Source organism: Neoaquamicrobium sediminum, from assembly GCF_013240295.1.
Taxonomy (GTDB): domain Bacteria; phylum Pseudomonadota; class Alphaproteobacteria; order Rhizobiales; family Rhizobiaceae; genus Aerobium; species Aerobium sediminum.
Genome location: NZ_JABETK010000001.1, coordinates 2,101,559 through 2,121,072, shown reverse-complemented (window position 1 = coordinate 2,121,072; position 19,514 = coordinate 2,101,559). Strand labels below are relative to the sequence as shown.

The 19,514-nt window shown below is 65.0% G+C and carries 19 protein-coding genes, 2 pseudogenes and 1 riboswitch; of the genes and pseudogenes, 11 read left to right on the top strand and 10 right to left on the bottom strand.

What is annotated here, in order from left to right; genetic code table 11:
• Window positions 1-8: 8 nt before the first annotated feature.
• Entirely contained in the window at window positions 9-1,274 is a 1,266-nt protein-coding gene (lysA, locus tag HK436_RS10375) for a diaminopimelate decarboxylase (protein ID WP_173189389.1), read from the top strand.
• 124 nt (window positions 1,275-1,398) lie between these two features.
• Entirely contained in the window at window positions 1,399-3,957 is a 2,559-nt protein-coding gene (locus HK436_RS10370) for a TIGR02302 family protein (RefSeq protein ID WP_173189387.1), read from the top strand.
• A gap of 363 nt (window positions 3,958-4,320) precedes the next feature.
• Here the strand turns inward: HK436_RS10370 and HK436_RS10365 are convergent, their stop codons facing one another.
• A complete protein-coding gene (locus HK436_RS10365) occupies window positions 4,321-4,938 on the bottom strand; it encodes a queuosine precursor transporter (protein WP_194248460.1) in 618 nt (205 codons plus the stop codon).
• Window positions 4,939-5,019: 81 nt separating this feature from the next.
• Window positions 5,020-5,316, bottom strand: a complete 297-nt coding sequence (gene rpmB, locus HK436_RS10360) for a 50S ribosomal protein L28 (protein ID WP_173189385.1) — start codon at window positions 5,314-5,316, stop codon at window positions 5,020-5,022.
• Window positions 5,317-5,570: 254 nt separating this feature from the next.
• On the opposite strand from rpmB, the pseudogene HK436_RS33995 reads away from it, so the two are divergent.
• The 4 genes and pseudogenes from HK436_RS33995 to HK436_RS10345 form a co-directional block, all read left to right on the top strand.
• Window positions 5,571-6,041, top strand: a pseudogene (locus HK436_RS33995) (DUF3108 domain-containing protein); the annotation flags it as partial.
• A 2-nt stretch (window positions 6,042-6,043) separates the two neighbouring features.
• A complete protein-coding gene (locus HK436_RS33990; RefSeq protein ID WP_244648651.1) occupies window positions 6,044-6,331 on the top strand; it encodes a hypothetical protein in 288 nt (95 codons plus the stop codon).
• Between the two features lie 72 nt (window positions 6,332-6,403).
• On the top strand, window positions 6,404-7,294 hold the full coding sequence (gene yddG, locus HK436_RS10350) for an aromatic amino acid exporter YddG (RefSeq protein ID WP_173189381.1): 891 nt from the start codon (window positions 6,404-6,406) through the stop codon (window positions 7,292-7,294).
• Window positions 7,291-7,959: a lysoplasmalogenase family protein gene (locus HK436_RS10345; RefSeq protein WP_173189379.1), complete on the top strand. Its 669-nt coding sequence runs from the start codon at window positions 7,291-7,293 to the stop codon at window positions 7,957-7,959. Before yddG ends, HK436_RS10345 begins: the two co-directional genes overlap by 4 nt.
• Here the strand turns inward: HK436_RS10345 and HK436_RS10340 are convergent.
• Window positions 7,949-8,380, bottom strand: a complete 432-nt coding sequence (locus HK436_RS10340; RefSeq protein WP_173189377.1) for a cupin domain-containing protein — start codon at window positions 8,378-8,380, stop codon at window positions 7,949-7,951. The two genes, HK436_RS10345 and HK436_RS10340, sit on opposite strands and share 11 nt — an antisense overlap.
• A 1-nt stretch (window position 8,381) precedes the next feature.
• A complete protein-coding gene (gloB, locus tag HK436_RS10335; protein ID WP_173189375.1) occupies window positions 8,382-9,149 on the bottom strand; it encodes a hydroxyacylglutathione hydrolase in 768 nt (255 codons plus the stop codon).
• 107 nt (window positions 9,150-9,256) lie between these two features.
• Between gloB and HK436_RS10330 the strand changes: the two genes are divergently transcribed.
• A complete protein-coding gene (locus HK436_RS10330) occupies window positions 9,257-10,018 on the top strand; it encodes a class I SAM-dependent methyltransferase (RefSeq protein WP_173190100.1) in 762 nt (253 codons plus the stop codon).
• Window positions 10,019-10,069: 51 nt separating this feature from the next.
• Entirely contained in the window at window positions 10,070-11,473 is a 1,404-nt protein-coding gene (locus HK436_RS10325) for a mechanosensitive ion channel family protein (protein ID WP_173189373.1), read from the top strand.
• Here HK436_RS10325 and metA read toward each other — a convergent pair.
• Window positions 11,400-12,338, bottom strand: a complete 939-nt coding sequence (metA, locus tag HK436_RS10320; RefSeq protein ID WP_173189371.1) for a homoserine O-acetyltransferase MetA — start codon at window positions 12,336-12,338, stop codon at window positions 11,400-11,402. The two genes, HK436_RS10325 and metA, sit on opposite strands and share 74 nt — an antisense overlap.
• A gap of 55 nt (window positions 12,339-12,393) precedes the next feature.
• Window positions 12,394-12,471, bottom strand: a riboswitch (SAM riboswitch).
• An 80-nt stretch (window positions 12,472-12,551) separates the two neighbouring features.
• Between metA and hisC the strand changes: the two are divergent.
• Both hisC and HK436_RS10310 read left to right on the top strand, forming a co-directional pair.
• Window positions 12,552-13,657 (top strand): annotated as a pseudogene (hisC, locus tag HK436_RS10315) (histidinol-phosphate transaminase).
• Window positions 13,658-13,660: 3 nt separating this feature from the next.
• Window positions 13,661-14,596, top strand: a complete 936-nt coding sequence (locus HK436_RS10310) for a prephenate/arogenate dehydrogenase family protein (RefSeq protein WP_173189369.1) — start codon at window positions 13,661-13,663, stop codon at window positions 14,594-14,596.
• 3 nt (window positions 14,597-14,599) lie between these two features.
• On the opposite strand, the gene HK436_RS10305 is transcribed toward HK436_RS10310, so the two are convergent.
• Complete coding sequence (locus HK436_RS10305; protein WP_173189367.1) at window positions 14,600-15,592, bottom strand: DUF2125 domain-containing protein; 993 nt, start codon at window positions 15,590-15,592, stop codon at window positions 14,600-14,602.
• A gap of 62 nt (window positions 15,593-15,654) precedes the next feature.
• Between HK436_RS10305 and HK436_RS10300 the strand changes: the two genes are divergently transcribed.
• The gene (locus HK436_RS10300; RefSeq protein ID WP_173189365.1) at window positions 15,655-16,203 is read left to right on the top strand and encodes a gamma-glutamylcyclotransferase; all 549 of its coding nucleotides are present in this window, start codon (window positions 15,655-15,657) and stop codon (window positions 16,201-16,203) included.
• Here HK436_RS10300 and HK436_RS10295 read toward each other — a convergent pair.
• From HK436_RS10295 to ftsE, 4 genes are all read right to left on the bottom strand, one after another.
• Window positions 16,163-16,963 (bottom strand): lysophospholipid acyltransferase family protein, encoded by an 801-nt coding sequence (locus HK436_RS10295; RefSeq protein ID WP_173189363.1) that lies wholly within the window; start codon window positions 16,961-16,963, stop codon window positions 16,163-16,165. The two genes, HK436_RS10300 and HK436_RS10295, sit on opposite strands and share 41 nt — an antisense overlap.
• 85 nt (window positions 16,964-17,048) lie before the next feature.
• Window positions 17,049-17,738 carry a YdcF family protein gene (locus HK436_RS10290; protein WP_173189361.1) on the bottom strand — a complete coding sequence of 230 codons (690 nt, stop codon included), beginning with the start codon at window positions 17,736-17,738 and terminating at the stop codon, window positions 17,049-17,051.
• A 64-nt stretch (window positions 17,739-17,802) separates the two neighbouring features.
• Window positions 17,803-18,789 carry a cell division protein FtsX gene (locus HK436_RS10285; protein WP_173189359.1) on the bottom strand — a complete coding sequence of 329 codons (987 nt, stop codon included), beginning with the start codon at window positions 18,787-18,789 and terminating at the stop codon, window positions 17,803-17,805.
• Window positions 18,782-19,441 (bottom strand): cell division ATP-binding protein FtsE, encoded by a 660-nt coding sequence (ftsE, locus tag HK436_RS10280; protein ID WP_173189357.1) that lies wholly within the window; start codon window positions 19,439-19,441, stop codon window positions 18,782-18,784. Before ftsE ends, HK436_RS10285 begins: the two co-directional genes overlap by 8 nt.
• Window positions 19,442-19,514: the final 73 nt, after the last annotated feature.

Genomic DNA, 19,514 nt, shown 5'->3' with positions numbered 1-19,514 from the left:
CGGCTTCCGTGAACCATTTCGAGTATCGCGACGGCGTTCTGCACGCCGAAGACGTTTCAGTGCCGGAGATCGCTTCCGTCGTCGGCACGCCGTTCTATTGCTATTCGACCGCGACGCTGACGCGGCACTACAACGTTTTCGCAAAGGCGTTCGATCAACTCGACGCGCTCGTCTGCTACGCAACCAAGGCCAACTCCAACCAGGCGGTCATCCGCACGCTTGCCAAGCTGGGCGCGGGTGCGGACGTCGTCTCGGAAGGCGAACTGCGCCGCGCGCTGGCAGCCGGCATACCGGCCGACAAGATCCTGTTTTCCGGTGTCGGCAAGACGGCGGACGAGATGGACTTCGCTCTGGCAGCCGGCATCCGCTGCTTCAACGTCGAATCTCTGCCGGAGCTGGAACTGCTTTCAGCCCGCGCGGTTGCCGCCAACCGGACTGCGCCGACCTCGCTGCGCATCAACCCGGACGTCGACGCGAAGACGCACAAGAAGATTTCCACCGGCAAGGCCGAGAACAAGTTCGGCATAGCCTGGAAGGACGCGCGTGCCGCCTATGCCCGCGCCGCCGCGCTGCCGGGACTGAAGGTTTGCGGCATCGACATGCACATCGGCAGCCAGATCACCGAGCTGCAGCCCTTCGATGACGCGATCGCGCTTCTGGTCGAGTTGACCAAGACGCTGCGCGCCGAAGGTCACGCGATCACTCATGTCGATGTAGGCGGCGGGCTCGGCATCCCCTACCGCAACGACAACGAACCGCCGCCACTGCCCGATGCCTATGCGGCGGTGGTGAATCGCCACATGAAGCCGCTCGGCCTGCAGGTGATCTTCGAGCCCGGCCGGCTGATTGCCGGCAATTCCGGTATTCTCGTCAGCAAGGTCATTTATCTGAAGGAAGGCGACGCCAGGAATTTCCTGATCGTGGATGCGGCGATGAACGACCTGATCCGTCCGACGCTCTACGACGCTTTTCACGACATCCGGCCCGTGATCGAGCAGCCGGCCGACGCACCGCGACTGATGACCGATGTGGTTGGCCCGGTTTGCGAGACAGGTGACTATCTCGGCCACGATCGGGACCTACCGAGGCTGGCATCCGGCGATCTCGTCTACGTCGCCACCGCCGGCGCCTACGGCGCAGTGCAGGCCTCGACCTACAACACCCGTCTTCTGGTGCCGGAAGTGCTGGTCAACGGCGACCGTTTCCACGTCGTCCGCCCCCGCCCCACTTACGACGATGTGATAGGGATGGATTCGATCCCGGGCTGGCTGTAGCGCCAAAAGTCAGGCGTCAATCACGATTTCGCGCGCCGCCTCGCCTTCGCCGCGTTTGCTGCTATCCTTTCGTAGAGCGGTGCGATTCCGGCACCGCAGAGATGATGGCTCCCGAAAGGACCGGATGGCGGAAAGCGGCGAGAGAAGGACGCACCCGGCTGTCGAGCGCGGATTGCTCGCCCGACTCGGGCGTACGCGCGCGGTGGTGCGCGGGGCGATCGTCATCGAGCGCCTCTGGCCGCTTGTCCTCCCGTTCCTGATCGTTGCCAGCCTGTTCCTCAGCCTGTCATGGCTGGGCATCTTCCGGATGATACCGGACTGGCCCCGTATGCTGCTGCTCGGCGTCCTGGCGCTGGCTGGCATGGCGGCGCTCTACCCGTTGCGCTTCTACCGTTCACCGAAGTCCACCGAGATCGACCGGCGCATCGAACATGCCAACCGCCTCGAGCACGCGCCGGTGCTGACACAGACGGACCAGCTTTCGCAGGCCGCGCAGGGCCCCTTTGCGCAGGCGCTGTGGCGCGAACACCAGAAACGTATGGCGGCACGACTCAACCGGCTTTCCGGCGACATGCCTCGCGCACGCGTGCCCGAGCGCGATCCGTGGGGGCTTCGCGCGATCGCGGCGCTCCTGCTGGTCGTCGCCTTTGCCTTCTCCTTCGGTCCGCTGGGCGGTTCTCCGCGTGACGCCTTCCGCAGCCATGCCAGCGCCGACGTGGTGCCGGCGCGCATCGACGCCTGGGTGACACCGCCTGCCTATACCGGTCGCGCGCCGCTCTTCCTGAGTGCACGTATGGGCGAAGAGGAAGCGCCGGTATTCGAGGTGCCGGAAGGCAGCGCCATAGCAGTGCGCGTGACCGGCGGCGCTGGCGACGAGACGCTTTCCTATCTCGACGCCCATACCGGCGAGGCGCTGGCAATTGAGCCCGCAGCCGCCTCGTCCGACACAAATACCGCCGCATCGACGACCGCGCGCCAGTTTGCCGGCACGCTCGACTCCGACGGCATGCTGACGCTGCAGTCCGGCAGCAGCGAGCTGCAGCGCTGGGCTTTCAACGTCATTCCCGACGATCCACCCGCGATCCGCTTTGCCGACGAGCCGAAGCGCGCGATCAACGGCGCGCTGGAACTCGCCTATGAGGTCGAGGACGATTATGGCGCGGCCAGTGCCGAAGCCGTGTTTGAGCAGGCTGAACCGCAGGCAACCGGCGCGCGGCCGCTCTATGAGGCGCCCGAGATGCCGCTGGTGCTGCCCCGCCGCAACGGCCGCGACATTGCCGCCCGCACGTCCCTGGACCTTACCGAACACCCGTGGGCCGGAACGCGCGTCAACCTGACCCTTGAAGCGCTCGACGGCGCCGAGCAACGGGCTCGTAGCGAGACGAAAGAGATCGTGCTGCCGGAGCGTCCCTTCGCCAACCCGCTGGCCAGGGCGATCGTCGAGCAGCGGCGAATCCTCGCGCTCGATGCCAACCGCAAGGGGCGCGTGCTCGACCTCATCGACGCGATCACGCTGCGGCCGGATGATACGTTCGACAACCTATCGCATTATCTGGGTATCATGGCGGCGCGCACGCGCCTTGTCATGGCCGACTCCGACGAAGCGCTTCGCAACGTTGCCGACTATTTGTGGGAAATCGCGCTGACGATCGAGGACGGCGCCCTTTCTGCCGCCGAGCGGCGGCTGCGTCAGGCGCAGGAGGCTCTCAAGCAGGCCCTCGAGAACGGCGCGAGCGACGAGGAGATCGAAGAGCTCATGGCCGAGCTTCGCGAGGCGATGCGCGAATTCCTGCGCGAATTCGCCGAGCGCGCGCAGCGCAATCCCGACATGGCCATGCAGATGCCGATGGAGGGGCAGGAGCTGAGCCAGAGCGATCTCGAACGCATGATGGACCAGCTCGAGAACCTCGCCCGCTCGGGGGCACGCGACCAGGCCATGGAAATGCTGCAGCAGCTCCAGGAGATGATGAACAATCTGCAGGCCGGCAACCAGCAGCAGATGAACCCCGGCGAAGGCGAGCAGAGTGAGATGCGCCGGCAGATGGACGAGCTGGGCGAACTGATGCGCCGTCAACAGGAGACGATGAACGAGACCTTCCGTCTCGACCAGATGCAGCCCGGCCAGGAGGGCGAGCAGGGGCAGCAGGGACAGGGCCAACAGGGCGGCCAACAGCCGATGACGCCTGAGGAGTTTGCCGAGGCGATGCGCCAGCTTCAGGAAGGCCAGGGGCAGCTTCAACGCGATCTGGATGCACTGACCCGGTCTCTTGAGGGCATGGGCATGGAGCCTGGCGAAGGTTTCGGCGAGGCCGGCGAGGCCATGGGCCGCGCCGAGGGCGCCCTTGGCGACCAGCAGGGCGACCGCGCCGTCGGCGAGCAGGGGCAGGCGTTGGAGGCGCTGCGCCGTGGCGCGCAGGACATGATGCAGCAGATGATGCAGGCCATGCAGGGCGAACAGGGCGGTAGCGAGGAAGGCGGCCGCCAGCAGAGTTCCGATCGCGACCCGCTCGGCCGGCCGCGCGCCACCACCGGGCCGGATTTCGGCGATTCCGTGCAGGTGCCCGACGAGGTCGACGTGCAGCGCGCGCGCCGCATCCTGGAGGAAATCCGCCGCAGGCTCGGCAACGCGCTCAGCCCCGAACTGGAACGCAACTACCTCGAGCGCCTACTGGAGATGCGCTGAGTACTCTCCGGCGTCATCCCGGCCAAGGGAGCGTCAGCGACCGCTGAGCCGGGACCCATTGAGCAGCGCGGCCGGGTTGCGGGTTCTCGCGGTGACGGGTGCTACACATTGAGCCGGGCCGTGCCACACGATTTTCTAGCCAATGGATCCCGGCTCTTCCCTCGCTGCGCTCGGTCGGCCGGGATGACGGTGGAGAGGGAGACGCTGTCCGGCAGCAAGATCGCCGAACCGACGAGAGCAATGCCGCGTGTAGGCGAAAACGGCCGCGAGTTGACGGGCCGCCGGTCGTCCGGCGCGCCTCTGAGCTTGTCAAAGGGGCAGGGCCAGCGAGTAAAGCGAGCGTACGGCCCGTGAGCGAAAGAATCACGCCCTGGCCGGCTTGAGCACGCTCAGCAGCGCGCCGTAAGGCGCCAGCATGATGATGGAAATCAGCATCTTCACGCCAAAGTCGCCGAGTGCGAGCGACACCCACAACGGCACCTCGCCGCCCAGCAGGAACGGCACGGCAAAGCCGAGCGAGCTGTCCTCGCGGCCGAGCGCGGTGTCGAGGAGGGCGAAGCGGTCTGCAAAGGCCAGCGAGAAGAACAGCACCGTGTCGACGATGGCGCCGATCACCGAGGAAATCAGCGGCGCCTGCCACCAGGCACGTTCCCTGAGCCTGTCGAAGACGGAGACGTCGAGAAGTTGCGCCACCAGAAAGGCCGAGCCGGAAGCAATCGCGATGCGTGGCGTCGCCAGCCAGATCGACAGCACCACCGCGATGGCGAAGCCGACATAGACGACCTTGCGCGCGGCGGCGGGGCCGTAGCGCCGGTTCGTCAGATCGTTGACGAGGAAGGCGAGCGGATAGGTGAAAGCACCCCAGGTCAGGAGATCCTGAAGCCCGAAATGCGCAAATGGAAACTGGACGAGGAAGTTGGATGCGACGACGACTGCCGCCATGGAGGCCACGAAGGGCCAGACCTGTAGCTGTCTGGACATTTTTTTATCCTGGGTGATGGAACCAGTGGGCGGGCCGGATGCCCGCCGCATCATCGAAAGGACGCGGAAGCGGCCGCGCGCTTAGGCGGCAGCCTGCTCGGCAACCTTCTTGGCGATCTGCTTCTTGAGCAGGCGGGCGCGCTGCGAAAGCTCGGACACGCTGGCCTTGAGCAGGAAAGCGTCGAGGCCGCCGCGATGCTCGACCGTGCGCAGCGCGTTTGCCGAGATGCGCAGGCGCACGTTCTGGCCGAGCGCTTCCGAGATCAGCGTCACGTCGCACAGGTTGGGCAGGAAGCGACGACGGGTCTTGTTGTTGGCGTGGCTAACATTGTTGCCGGTCATCACGGCCTTGCCGGTCAGTTCACAAGCGCGGGACATGTCTTGTACCTTCGTTTCGTTGCCGGGCCATACCCCACTGCCGCACCATCAGCGAACGGCGCGCGGGCAGTATCAGGCGGCCTCTTGGAAAAGTTGCCGTTCCCATAGTGGCATTTGGCCATCCGGTCAAGCGCAAGCTCACCGTGAGCGCGCAAAACCACCGCGCCCATCCTTATATTCGCCGGATTTGACCGCCAAGCAGCGGACAACCCGGAGGTAACGGAAGGGACACTCCTACCAGACGGAAGGTGCCTATGGCCCGCTCGCTTGCTTCATGTCTCGTTCTTGTTGTCCTCGCGACAACCGTGCCCGCTGCGGCTGCGCAACAGCAATCCTTCAGCGCGGATTATTCGGTGACGCTGCTGGGCCTGCCGATCGCCAAGGCGCGCTTCGACAGCACGTTCACCGCAGACAGCTTCACCATCGACGGGTCGCTCACCAGTTCGGGCATCGCCCGCATCTTCGACAAGACGACCGGAACCACGCGCGTCGAAGGCTCCATCGGCAGGGATGGAGCGTTTCCACGCACCTTCCGCTCGCACTACGATTCCGGCCGCAAGAAGAGCCGCACCACGATACGCTTCGCGCGCGGCACGGTCTCGAGCGTTGAAAACAAACCGGAACCGAAGCGCGGTGACACCTGGATACCGGTAGCCGAAGACCACTTGCGCGCAGCACTCGACCCCCTGACGTCGACGCTGATCCGCACTTCCGATCCTGACGCCGTATGCAACCGCACCATCCGGGCATTCGACGGCGAGATGCGCGCCGATCTACAGCTTTCGCCCGCGGCCCGGCCGATTCGAACGGCCGCGTCACCTGCGACGCACGCTTCGTTGCCGTATCCGGCTATCGCAAGGGCCGCAAGCAGATCGACTTCCTGCAAACAAGAAGCCGCATCGCGATCACATTTGCCCCGCTGGGGAAGACCGGCTTCTTCACGCCCGTGGACGCATCCGTCGGCACCCAGATCGGCCCCGTGCGCATCACCGCGCAGCGCATCGAAGCGCGCTAAGGACCTTCCAGCCCTTGCCGCCAGTCCGCCATCCGGCTAACGCTGCGCGCACGAGGCGAGGAGGCACCATCGATGGCGCGCGCAACCCTGATCGGATTTTCTGCGGTCGTGATGTGGGCGCTGCTGGCGCTGTTTACCGCCGCCTCCGGCGCGGTGCCGCCGTTCCAGTTGTCCGCCCTTACCTTCGCGATCGGCACTTGCGTCGGCCTCGCCATGCGCGCCGTCAGCCCACCCGCAACGCGCGCCCCGATCCCGCCAGTCGTATGGCTGATCGGCATCGCCGGCCTGTTCGGCTACCATTTTTTCTACTTCACGGCGCTGCGCAACGCGCCGGCGGTCGAGGCCAGCCTGATCGCCTATCTCTGGCCTCTGCTCATCGTGGTCGGCTCGGCCCTGCTGCCGGGCGAGAAGCTGCGCTGGCACCATATTGCGGGTACCGTGCTGGGGCTTGCCGGCGCGTTCCTGATCGTCTCGCGCGGTGGCGGGCTCTCCTTCGACGCGCAATATGCGTTTGGCTACGCCATGGCCGGCCTGTGCGCGTTGACATGGTCGTCCTATTCGCTGCTGTCACGACGGTTCCCGGCGGTGCCGACCAGCGTCGTCACCTGGTTCTGCGCGGCGACGGCCCTGCTCTCGCTTGTATGCCACCTGCTGCTTGAGGAAACCATCTGGCCGGCAGATGCGGGCCAGTGGCTGGCCGTGCTGGGGCTCGGCCTGATGCCCGTCGGCGCGGCCTTCTACGCATGGGATCACGGCGTAAAACGCGGCAACATACAGGTGCTTGGCGCGGCCAGCTATGCCGCGCCGCTGCTCTCGACGCTGGTGCTGATCGCCGCGGGTGCTGCAACCGCCAGCCTCAATATCCTCATTGCGTGCATCCTGATAACGGCCGGCGCCGTCCTGGCCGCCAAGTCCATGCTGTTCAAGCCCAGAACCCGGGCAAGACGGGAGGTCGGCGCATGATGCCGTTTGCCGGCGGGCCGGAGTCGCTTTCCAACGGCACGCTGCTGCTTTCCGCCGTAGCCGCCTTTCTCTACCTGTTGATGCTGCATCGGCCGCCATCCTGGCGGAGAACGGTCGTCAAGACGGGTTCGGTTGCCCTGCTGGCGGTGTTGGCGCAGGTCGAGGGTGGGCCGCTTCTGCTGGTCGCCGCCCTGGCGCTGAGCGCGATCGGCGACGCGTTTCTGGCACAGGACGGCGAAAAGGCCTTCCTCGGCGGGCTTGCGAGCTTTCTCGTCGCCCATCTTGCCTATGTCGCGTTGTTTGTAGCTACCGGCGCGGGGACCGAAATCCTCGCCGTGCAGCCATGGCGGCTGGCATTGCCGGTGGCGGTCACATTGGCAGCTCTGCCGCTGCTGCGCCGGCTGCTGCCCGCGGCGGGACCGGATATGCGTCTTGCCGTGGCAGCCTATGCGGCCGCCATCCTTGCCATGATGTGGAGTTCGGCGACGGTTGCAGCTCCGCTGGTGATGGTTGGCGCAGCGATGTTCGTTGTTTCCGACGCGATACTGGCCACGGCGAAGTTCCTCTTCGCGCCGGCATCGCGCCACCATGCCTGGGCGGCGCCCTCGGTGTGGATGCTGTATTATCTGGCGCAGGTCGCGATCACCCTCGCCTTCATCCTCTGACGGGCGGCTCCCAGCCCGGCGGGGCAAGTTCGAAAGCGGAAAACAGGAAGCCGGGCGCGACCGTGCAGCCGACCAGCGTCCAGGCACCAGTCGAACGCGCCGCCTGCCAGCAACCGGCCGGCACGATGCCCTGTGGGCGCTCCCCTGCCGCAAGGTCGGCACTGAGCCGCAACCGCTCGACCGCGACGTCGCCCTCGCACCAGATCGTCAGTTCCAGCGGCGCGCCGGCATGAAAATGCCAGATCTCGGCGGCATCCTTCACGCGGTGCCAATGCGAGCGGTCACCTTCTTCCAGCAGGAAATAGATCGCGGTCGAATGACCGCGCTCGCCGCCGGCATCGTCGCGGAAGGTCTCGACATACCAGCCGCCTTCCGGATGCCGCTGCATGCCGAGCGTGGCAATGATGTCGGCCGCCCGCATGTCAGGAGACATCCTTGCGCTTGCGGATTTCGGCGAACACGGCCTCGTCGGTGGCATTCTCCATGCCCAGATTGCGGCGGATCGCAGGGTCGTGCCAGCGCATGAAGGGGTTGGTCGCCATTTCCTCGCCGATGGTCGTCGGCAATGTCGGCTGATCCTCGGCGCGCAACGCCTCAACGGCTTTCACGCGCTGCTTCAGCACCGGATTGGTCGGATCGACGGTCAGCGCGAAGCGGGCGTTGGACAGCGTATATTCGTGGCCGCAATAGACGATGGTCTCGGCCGGCAGCCCGGCAAGCTTTTTCAGCGAGGCGAGCATCGTCGCCGGCGTGCCTTCGAACAGCCGTCCGCAGCCGAGCGCGAACAGCGTGTCGGCGGTGAACGCCACGCGGGACCGCGGCAGGTAGTAGGATACGTGGCCGGCCGTATGGCCCGGCGTTTCGATGACCCGCACCTCCTCGCCGCCGAGCCGGACCGTGTCGCCCTCGGCGACCGTTTCGTCGATGCCCGGGATTTTCGATGCTTCGGCCTTCGGCCCGACGATGCGCAGGCCGAAACGCTCCTTGAGCGCAAGGTTGGCTTCCACATGGTCGAGATGGTGGTGCGTTGTCAGGATCATCGTCGGCGTCCAGCCGGTGCGCTCGATCGCCTCGAGGATCGCCCTTTCTTCCGGCGCGTCGATCAGCGCCGTCTCGCCACTTGTGGTATCGCGCACCAAAACACCGAAATTGTCACTTCGGCACATGAATTGTTCTATCTCGACCGCCATGTCGTGCCTCCTTTGATTGGGCCGCACGATAGGGCCGAGCACGCGCCTTGTCACCGCCCGAGAGAGCTGCCTTGAAGTCGCGCCGGCCCACGGATACGGTTCGCGCCATGTTGTCCGACATCATCGATCTGCGCGCCTTCTACACCTCGACGCTGGGCCGCCTCGCCGAGCGCTCGATCGCGATGGCACTGTCCTCGGTCTGGGCATCGCTGCCCAACGAGCGGCTGGTCGGCCTTGGCTATACGTTGCCGTGGCTGGAGCGCTTCGGCGGTGATGCCGAGCGAGTCTTCGCCTTCATGCCTGCGCTGCAGGGGGCGGTGAACTGGCCCGCCGGCGGCCCCTCGGCTACGGCGCTCGTCTTTGACGAGGAACTGCCGCTGTTCGATTCGTCCATCGATCGCATATTGCTCGTCCACGCGCTCGAACATGCCGAGAACCCGCGCGAGACCTTGATGGAAATCTGGCGCGTGCTGGCGCCAGGCGGCAGGCTGGTCATCGTGGTACCCAATCGTCGCGGCGTCTGGGCGCGGTTTGAGCACACGCCTTTCGGAACCGGGCGGCCGTTTTCCCGTACGCAGCTCAACAACCTCCTCCGGGACACCAATTTCACGCCCGGGTCATGGGCGGACGCGCTGCATTTTCCACCATCTCGAAGACGCTGGATGATGCGACTGCACGTACTGCTGGAGCGTACCGGCCGGCGACTATGGCCGATCTTTGCCGGCGTGATCGTGGTTGAAGCCCAGAAGCGGCTGTACCAGGGCGTGCCTGTCGCGGCGCGGGCCTCGCGGCGTGTGTTCGTGCCGGTACTCTCCCCGCAGGGCGCGACACGGGCGATTCGCGAAGACGCCCGCACCTTAGGCCCATAGCGCTGGTAATCCTGCGTACAGTCGTTAACCTCCCAAGAGGGAGGATCGCTGATGCCTCAGGAACTCGTCGACGCCGGCCAGTCATGGCTCGAATACGCGATGCGGCCCTGGTTTGCCTACCAGCTCGTTCTCATCGCGCTCCTGTTCCTTGCGGCGAAACTCATCGCCCGCCGCCTCGAAGCCTCACTCGAGGAGCGCGCCCGGCAGATACGCGGCCAGCCGGCGATGCTGCGCGTTCTGGTGGCGCTGCTGCGGCGGGTCGACTGGATCCTGTTCGTCGCTTTCCAGGCGGCTGCGCTCGTCGTGCTGAATCGCGTCACCTGGCCGAGCAACACCGTGCTGGTGTCGATTTCGCTGTCGCTTGCGCTTGCCTGGCTGGTCGTTACCGTCGCATCACGCATTATCCGCAACAGGTTCGCTGCGCGGCTGGTGCAGTGGCTGGCCTGGATCTATGCCTGCCTGACCATTCTCGACCTTGACGACGACGCATCCCTGGCGCTGGAGAGCATTGCACTGCCGCTGGGCACAACGCGGCTGACCGTTCTTCTGCTGCTCAAGTCGACGTTGCTGCTGATCGCCGCGATCTGGCTGGCCGTGATGATCGGCAACATGATCGACGACCGGGTGAAGGCTGCAAGCGACCTGACGCCCTCGCTGCGGGTACTCATCGGCAAGATCGTCAAGTTCGCGCTGATCGTGCTTGCCGGCACCGCCGCGCTGTCGGCGGTCGGCGTCGATTTGACGGCACTGACGGTCTTTTCAGGCGCGGTCGGCGTCGGCGTCGGCTTCGGATTGCAGAAGGTCGTGTCCAACTTCGTTTCTGGCATCATCATCCTGCTCGACAAGTCGATCAAGCCCGGCGACACGATATCGCTGGGCGAAACCTTCGGCTGGATCCGCGATCTGCGCGCACGTTTCGTCTCCATCGTTACCCGCGACGGCCGGGAATATCTGATCCCCAATGAGGATTTCATCACGCAGCAGGTGATCAACTGGTCGTTCTCGGATGAGCTGGTGCGGCTCGACGTGAAGTTCGGCGTCTCCTACGATGCCAACCCGCATCAGGTTTCCGAACTAGCGATCAAGGCCGCAATGACCGTGTCGCGCGTCGAGGCCAGCCGGACGCCGGTCTGCTGGCTGACCGAGTTCGGCGATTCCTCGCTCGACTTCGTTCTGCGCTTCTGGATCAAGGACCCACAGCAGGGATTGACGAACGTGCGCGGAAAGGTGCTGCTGGCGCTGTGGGATGCCTTTCAGGAGGCCGGCATCGCGATCCCTACCCGCACCGCGAGATCGTCTTCAAGACGCCGATCCCTGAAAGCAAGCCGCGATCGCAGCGGCGCAGGAAGCCGGCCGGCTGAAGCAACGGCCGGCTGCGTGATCAGGCCACCACCGCCTCCGAGCTGCCGCCGAGCTCCGCCAGGTCGTACGGCGTCGTCTGATAGACCTGGTTGATCCAGTTGCCGAAGAGCAGATGCGCATGCGAGCGCCAGCGGTTGAGCGGTGGTCGCGCCGGATCGTTGCCCGGGTAATATTCGTGCGGCACCTCGATCGGCGAACCGGCCGCGACATCGCGGTCGTACTCCTCCTTCAGCGAGGTGGAATCGTATTCGATGTGGTTGAACATATAGAGCCGGTTGCCGGTCTTCTCGGCAAGCATGCAAGGGCCGGTGGCATCCGACTCCATCAACAGCTCCAGCCCGGTATTGGCCGCGATATCGGAGCTGCGAACCTCCGTCCAGCGGGAGACCGGTATGGCGAAATCGTCGGAAAACCCGGTGAGGAAAGGCGACGCCGGGGCATGGTTGCGGTGGCGGTAAACGCCGAACGCCTTCTTCTCCAGCGTGTATTTGGGCACGCGGTGGAAATGCCACGCGGCAGCCATGGCGCCCCAGCAGATGAAGAAGGACGAGTGCACGTTGGTCGTCGTCCAGTCGAGGATTTTGGTCAATTCGTCCCAGTAGGTGACGTCCTCGAAAGGCAGCAGCTCGATCGGCGCCCCAGTGACGATGAAACCATCGAACTTGCGCGACCGGACCTCCTCCCACGTCTGGTAGAAGGTGATGAGATGCTCTTCGGACGTGTTCTTGGCCTTGTGATTGCCGATGCGCACCAGCGTCAGTTCCACCTGCAGCGGCGTCGCGCCTATCAGCCGGGCAATCTGCGTCTCCGTGCGGATCTTGTTGGGCATCAGGTTGAGCAGACCGATCTGCAGCGGCCGGATGTCCTGCCGCAACGCCGAGCGCTCGTCCATGACGGACACGCCCTCGCGCACCAGTACGTCTCGGGCGGGAAGCTGGTCGGGGATCTTGATCGGCACTGCAAACACTCCAAAAACAAAAAAACCGGCGGCGAATTCGCGGCCGGTCCCAACGGACATGTTGCAAACGGCCCTTTAGCAACTTGTTTAACGTGGCTGCAAGCCGACCGGCCAAATCACCACGGGTCTGATCTTGCTTTTAGGCCTGCCCGCCCTTTGCGTCAACGGCAAAGCTTGCTAGAGGCAGGCGGCCCTTCAAGCTGGAATACGCCCATGACCACCGAGCTTCGCCCGCAACCGCGCCCCGGCGTGATGGAGATCGATGCCTACGTGCCCGGCAAGAGCCATGCGCCGGCAGGTGTTGCGAAGGTTCACAAGCTGTCGGCCAACGAGAACCCGCTCGGGCCATCGCCGAAGGCGGTAGAGGCCGTGCGCGCGATCGCCGACCGGCTGGAACTCTATCCCGATGGTTCGTCGACGCGCCTGCGCGAGACGATTGCCAGCGTGCATGGGCTGAACGCGGCCAATGTAATGGCCTTCAACGGCTCGGACGAGGCCATCGCCCTGATGGCGCGCACCTATCTGCGCGACGGCGACGAGGCGATCTACAGCGAGCACGGCTTCCTTGCCTATCCGATCTACATCCGCGCGGCCGGCGCCACCCCGGTCGTGGCCGGGGAAACCGACGAACGCGCCGACGTCGACGCAATCCTTGCCGCCGTGACGCCGAAGACGAAAGCGGTGTTCCTCGCCAATCCCAACAACCCAACCGGCACCTATCTGCCCTTCGGCGAGATACGCCGGCTGCATGCAGCGCTGCGCCCAGGGACGTGCTGCTCATCATCGACGCCGCCTACGCCGAATTCGTGCGCCGCAACGACTACGAAGCGGGCGTCGAGCTCGTCGCCGGTTCCGCCAACGTCGTCATGACCCGCACCTTCTCCAAGGTCTATGGCCTGGGCGGCGCGCGTATCGGCTGGATCTATGCGCCGCAACATGTCGTCGACGTGCTGGAGCGTGTGCGCGATCCGTTCAATGTCAGCGCCATGGCGATCGAGGCGGGTGTCGCTGCCATGCTCGACCGCGCGCATGTGGAGCGCTCCGCGGCCCACAACGAGGAGTGGCGCAACTGGACGAGCGAGGAACTGCGCAAGCTTGGGCTGAGGGTCACGCCCAGCGTCGGCAACTTCATCCTCATCCACTTCCCGGACGACGCACGATACTCGGCGGCCGCAGCCGACGAGTATCTGAGCGCGCGCGGCTATCTGCTGCGCCGTGTCGCCGCCTACGGCTTTCCCAACGCGCTGCGCATGTCGATCGGCACGGAGGAAGCCAATCGCGGCGTTGTCGCCGCCCTCTCCGAATTTCTGAAAGACTGAACCATGTCCGACCCCATGTTCGACCGGATCGCGCTGATCGGCATCGGCCTCATCGGCTCGTCACTGGCGCGGAAGATCCGCCAGGAAAATCTTGCCGGCGAGATCGTCATTTCGACCCGGAGCCAAGAAACGCTGGCGCGCGCCGCGGAGCTCGGCCTCGGGGACCGATACCTGTCCGATCCCGCCGAAGCGGTCGTGGAAGCCGACCTCGTCATTGTTTCGGTGCCTGTCGGCTCTTCCGGCGCGGTGGCGGAGCTCATCGCATCGTCGCTGAAGACGGGCGCCATCGTGACCGATGTCGGCTCGACCAAGGCGTCGGTGATCGCGCAGATGCAGCCGCGCATGCCGGAACACGTCCATTTCATTCCCGGCCACCCGCTCGCGGGCACGGAAAAGTCCGGTCCTGATGCCGGCTTTGCGGAACTGTTCGAAAACCGCTGGTGTATCCTGACGCCTCTGGAAGGCACCGATGAAGCAGCTGTCGATCGGCTCGCCGCCTTCTGGCGCGAATGCGGCTCGAACATCGACACGATGGACCCGCAGCACCACGACATGGTGCTGGCGATGGTGTCGCACCTGCCGCATATCATCGCCTACAACATCGTCGGCACCGCCGACGATCTGGAAACGGTGACCAAGTCGGAGGTCATCAAATATTCCGCCTCCGGCTTCCGAGACTTCACGCGACTGGCGGCCTCCGACCCGACCATGTGGCGCGACGTGTGCCTGCACAACAAGGACGCGATCCTCGAGATGCTGTCGCGCTTCTCCGAGGACCTCGCCTCGCTGCAGCGCGCGATCCGCTGGGGCGACGGCGACAAGCTGTTCGAGATGTTCACGCGAACGCGAGCCGTGCGCCGCTCGATCATCGAGGCCGGGCAGGAAATCGACGCGCCAGACTTCGGCCGCTTCGTCGCCTCCCATCCGGAAAAGCGCTGAACTTCAGAGCGGCGGTATCGAGCCCAGCGACAGGAAGCCCAGACGTACTTCGCCGCCGTCGATACGCAGCGGCAATGTGGGCGTGTCTCCCATCGCCGACAGTCCCGTCATGGCGAGCTCGATTTCGCTACGGGATTCGGGCATCAGCTCGGCCAGGATGCTGGCCAGCGCCTGAGGCTCGCGCACCGTGACGCTCAATTCGGCGTCGACAAGCCCCGCCTCGTCGATCACCACAGGTCCGGTGATCGTCACGCCCGCTCCTTCAGCCGTCGAGAGCGTAATGTTGCGGATCGTGCCCGAGCGGCCACGCAGGCTGCGACGGTCCTCGATCGGTTCCGCCCATCCGGCAAGCGACACGTCCACCAGCCCGTCGAGCGGTGGCAGGGTGGTTGCACCGACCAGTTCGGCATCGAGCAGCAAAGAGGAAAAACGGGCGGCCAGATCGAGGTCTGCGCCGGCCGGTCGCATGTGAAGCTGGAAGCTCTCCGCCTGCCCGAGAAGCGGTGACAGGTCGCCCGGCTCATCCAGCCTTACCACCAGGTCGCGGCTTTCCATCGACATCCGCTCGGGCAGCGGCAAGGCGAGCCGCACACTGGCCTGCAGGCTCGACCAGGTCAGATCGAGCGCGTTGAGACCCGGCACCTGCAGTGTCGCCGGCCCGTCGAGTTCGCCTATGATGTGCTTCGGCGCATAGATTTGTGCGGCCGAGCGGAACTGCCGTGCCCGGAAGCCGATGCCGTTTCGTCCGTCCTCGAACATCACCGACCGGCAGAACACGCCTATGCGGAACGGATAGCCCCGCGCCTCGGCGTTTTCGCAGCTCGCGCGGCGCCCATCGCGGTTAACTCCAGCCACGGTCGCGTTGACCTCGTCGACCAGACGCCGGGAAGCATAGTGCCAGCCGAACGAATAAAGCACGACCGCCAGCACGATCGCCAGCGCGAACCAGAAGAACCGTCTGCTATAATTGGGTCGTCCTGCACCGCTTGACGCCATGCCCTCGCTCTCGCTACCCCTCGCCCCGGAACTGTCCGGTGCATTCAGTGTGGTTAGGCGATATGGGCGATTTTTGGGTGTTTGGCTATGGCTCGCTGATGTGGCGGCCGGGTTTTGCCCATACCGAAACGCACAGGGCGCGTCTCATGGGCTATCGCCGGGCGCTGTGCGTGCGCTCGCACGTCCACCGCGGAACTCCGGATCGGCCGGGCCTTGTGCTGGGTCTGGATCGTGGTGGATCCTGCCTCGGCCTCGCCTTCCGTGTCCCGGACGATCTTTCCGGCGAGGTAATGGCCTATCTGCGCGAACGCGAGCTCGTCACAAACGTCTACCTGGAAAAAAGGCTTCCTATCAGGCTCGACAGCGGCGACACGGTTGAAGCCGTGACCTACGTCGTCGACCGTCATCACCTGCAATATGCAGCGCGCGTCGATGTCGATGAAGCAGCGCGAACCGTCCGCAGCTCGGTCGGCCAGTCCGGCCCGAACGAGGAGTATGTGCTGAACACGATCGGCCACTTGAGGGCACTGGGCATCCGTGATCACTGGCTGGAGCGGGTCGCCGAGCGCCTCAGTCCCTCGCAGCCGGCGGTTCCACCCCGAGTTCCCTGAGCCGCTTTACGGCCGTGGGCGGCATCTGCGGTGGGTTGGCCGAACGCGCGGCCTCGACCAGCAGTTCATCGCAGGCAGCCTCGGTTTCGGAAACCAGTCGCTCCATGAACGCTTCCTTTCCCAGCCCCGGCTCGATCGGAGGCAGGAAGCGGGCATGGATGACGCCCGGAAACCGCAGGAACTTGCGGCGCGGCCAGTAGAGACCCGCGACATGCGCAACAGGCACCACGGGAACACCCAGCGCCGAGTAGATTTCGACGATGCCCCATTTGTAGGCCGGCTCGTCGCCGGGCGCGCGGCGCGTACCTTCCGGATAGATAATGAGCTGCCGGTTCTCTGCCATGCGCTCGCGCGCAATCACCAGCGCCTGTTTCAGCGCCTTGGAGCGGCTGCCGCGGTTGATCGGGATCATGCGCATCTTGCCGACGTACCAGCCGAACATCGGGATCCACATCAGCTCGCGCTTGAGGATGTAGACCGGGTCGCGCAGGTAGGGAAAAAACGAGATCGTATCCCAGAAGGACTGGTGCTTGGGCGCCAGGATGAACGGCCCTTCCGGCAGGTTTTCCATGCCTACGATCCGGCTTTCGGTGCCGGCGATCCATTCCTGCAGCTTGAGGCTCGACCGCGCCCAGAATTTCGGCACGAACCAGGCGAGGTGGCGCGGCGCGATGAAATAGAACGGTGTCCAGAAGATCATCTGGACGATAAGGCTGACATAGAAGGCGACGTTGAACGCCAGCGACCTGACGACGAGCATGGGGACCGGCCTGAGGGGTTGTCGTGCGGAGGTCTGGTTACACCAAGCAGCCGCAAAGGGGAATGCGTCGCGGCCCGAGCGGGTCCTATTGGACCATTTCGGCGGAAGCAGGCGCCGTCACCTCCACCATGCCGGCCTGCTGCGAGCCCAGACGCGGGAACGCCCCGCGCACCACTGCCGCGAGATATTTTGCGTATTCGGTCAACAGCACCCGCAGCGCATCACGGTTGGTCATCCACTCTCCACCATCGAGGCGGGTGTTTACGACCGGATAGGGCAGCAGGTCGGTGTCGCCGATCAAACGCTTCAGTTCGAGCAGGCTGCGCGGCATGTGATAATTGTTGGTGACCACGATGACGCTGCCATAGGCATGACTGGTCACCCATTTGGCGCTCTCTTCGGCGTTGCCGATCGTATCGAGCGCGGCGCGGTCGATATCGACGCAGCAAGCGAAGAGATCCGGGTCTCCACCCGTCGCCTGTTGCAGGTCGACCACGCGCGCCGAGGGGTTCACGCCGCTGATGAGCAGCCGCTGCCCCTTGCCCGAGCGAAGCAGGTCGAATGCCGCGTCGAGACGCTTCTCACCGCCGGTCAGGACGATGATGGCGTCGGCATCGCGCGGCTCGGCAGGCGTGGCGAGTCGGGCCACATGCGTCGAAAAGGCCGCAAACCCGCCGAGAAACGCAAGACAGCCGCACAGAAGCACGACTGCCGAGACGGCAAGCGCGCGCAGCCAGCGCCTCTGTGGCGCAACTGTCCTTACGGGCCCCTTCATAGTGCCATGGTTAACTGCGAATTGCGGCAATGAATAGCCGCTTCTGAAAGAGTTTCAGCAGCTTTCAACCGTCATGATGACGGGCATCGATGTCTCCTAGATAGGAAACCACCGTCAGGTGCGATGTGGCTGCAGTCAGCGCACCGACGGCGACAACCACCAGGGCCACACCTGCATAACCCGCTGTACCGATTGCAAAATTGCCGAACAGCGCCGTGGCCTGATCGGCTTCGGGCGTCGCCATGTTGCGCGAAGACCACCATGAGAAGGCAACTAAGACAATGATCGCGGCCAATCCACCCGCCGCGGCCCCCTTCATGCCCGTGAGCAGGAAATGGCGGCGGAACTCGCCGGCGATGAAGCGCGCTTCGGCCCCGACGAAATGCAGCACCTCGATGATGTGGCCATTGCCGGCCATCGCACCGCGCGTGGCGAAGACGACGGAAAGCACGGTGGCTGCAAGCATCAGTGCCAGCACCGAAATGCCGATTGTCACGGTCGTGCGCGCCATGGCGACCAGCCGGTCGACCCAGGTGCGGTGATCGTCGAGCGACGCTTGAGGCACTTCAGCGCTGAGCGCTGTACGCATCGCGGCGAAATCCGGCGGCGATGCCGGATCGATCGTCACGATCACGAGACGCGGTACGGGCAGTTCGTCGATGTCGAGGCCCGAGCCAAGCCACGGTTCGAGCAGCCTGACCGTCGCCTCGGCGCCGACGATCGAGGCCGAGCGCACGCCGGCGAAACCCGACACGATGCGTTGCGCGGTGGCCAGGCCCGCCTCCATGTCGAAACCTTCGGCCGGCTTGATCTGGATCGTCGCCTCGCGGGCAATCTGGGTTTGCCATGTCGCCGCGGTGTCGCGCACCAGCGTGACCGCGCCAAGCGTCAGGCATGACAGGAACGTCATGATGGCGATGACGAGGATCAGCGCACTGCCGGCAACGTTTTGCGGCGGCACGATCGGCGCAGACTTGCGCGGCGTGCGCTCGGGACGTGCCGGGGCCGCTTCCTCGTGCTCGGCCTCTTCTGCTGGATCCCGGTCAATCATGGATTTCCAGCCGCCCGTCAGCGAGGATCATGCGCCGTGCGTCGACCTGCTCCATCAGGCCGAGATCGTGGGTGGCGATGACCACCGCCGTTCCCAGCCGGTTCAGTTCGATGAAGAGGCGCAGAAGCCGGCGCGCCAGCGGCGGATCGACATTGCCCGTCGGTTCGTCCGCCAGCAGGATTTCCGGCTGTTCGATCAGCGCCCGCGCGATTGCCGCGCGCTGCTTTTCGCCGCCCGACAGCACGGGCGGCAGCACATGCATGCGCTCGCCCAGACCCACCCATTTCAGAAGCTCGATCACGTCCGACCGATACGTGGCCTCCTCGCGCCCGCGCACACGCAGGGGCAAGGCCACATTCTCGTAGGTGGTCATGTGGTCGAGCAGGCGGAAGTCCTGGAACACGACGCCGATGCGCCGCCGCAGCATCGGCAGTTCGCGACGTGTGATGCGCGCGCGATCCTTGTTGAAGACCGTGATGAGCCCGCGCGTCGGCTTGAGCGACAGGAACAGCAGGCGCAGCAGCGTGGTCTTGCCGGCGCCCGACGGGCCGCTCAGAAACTGGAACGAGCGTTCAGGCAGATCGAATGAGATGTCGCGGAGGATCTCCGGTCCCATGCCATAGCGAAGGCCGACATTCTCGAATCGGATCACCGGGAGTCCTTACGTCTTGCGATTGGCCGGTTGCGTTTCGGCGGAACGGGGCAAGCCCGAACATCCATCGGCA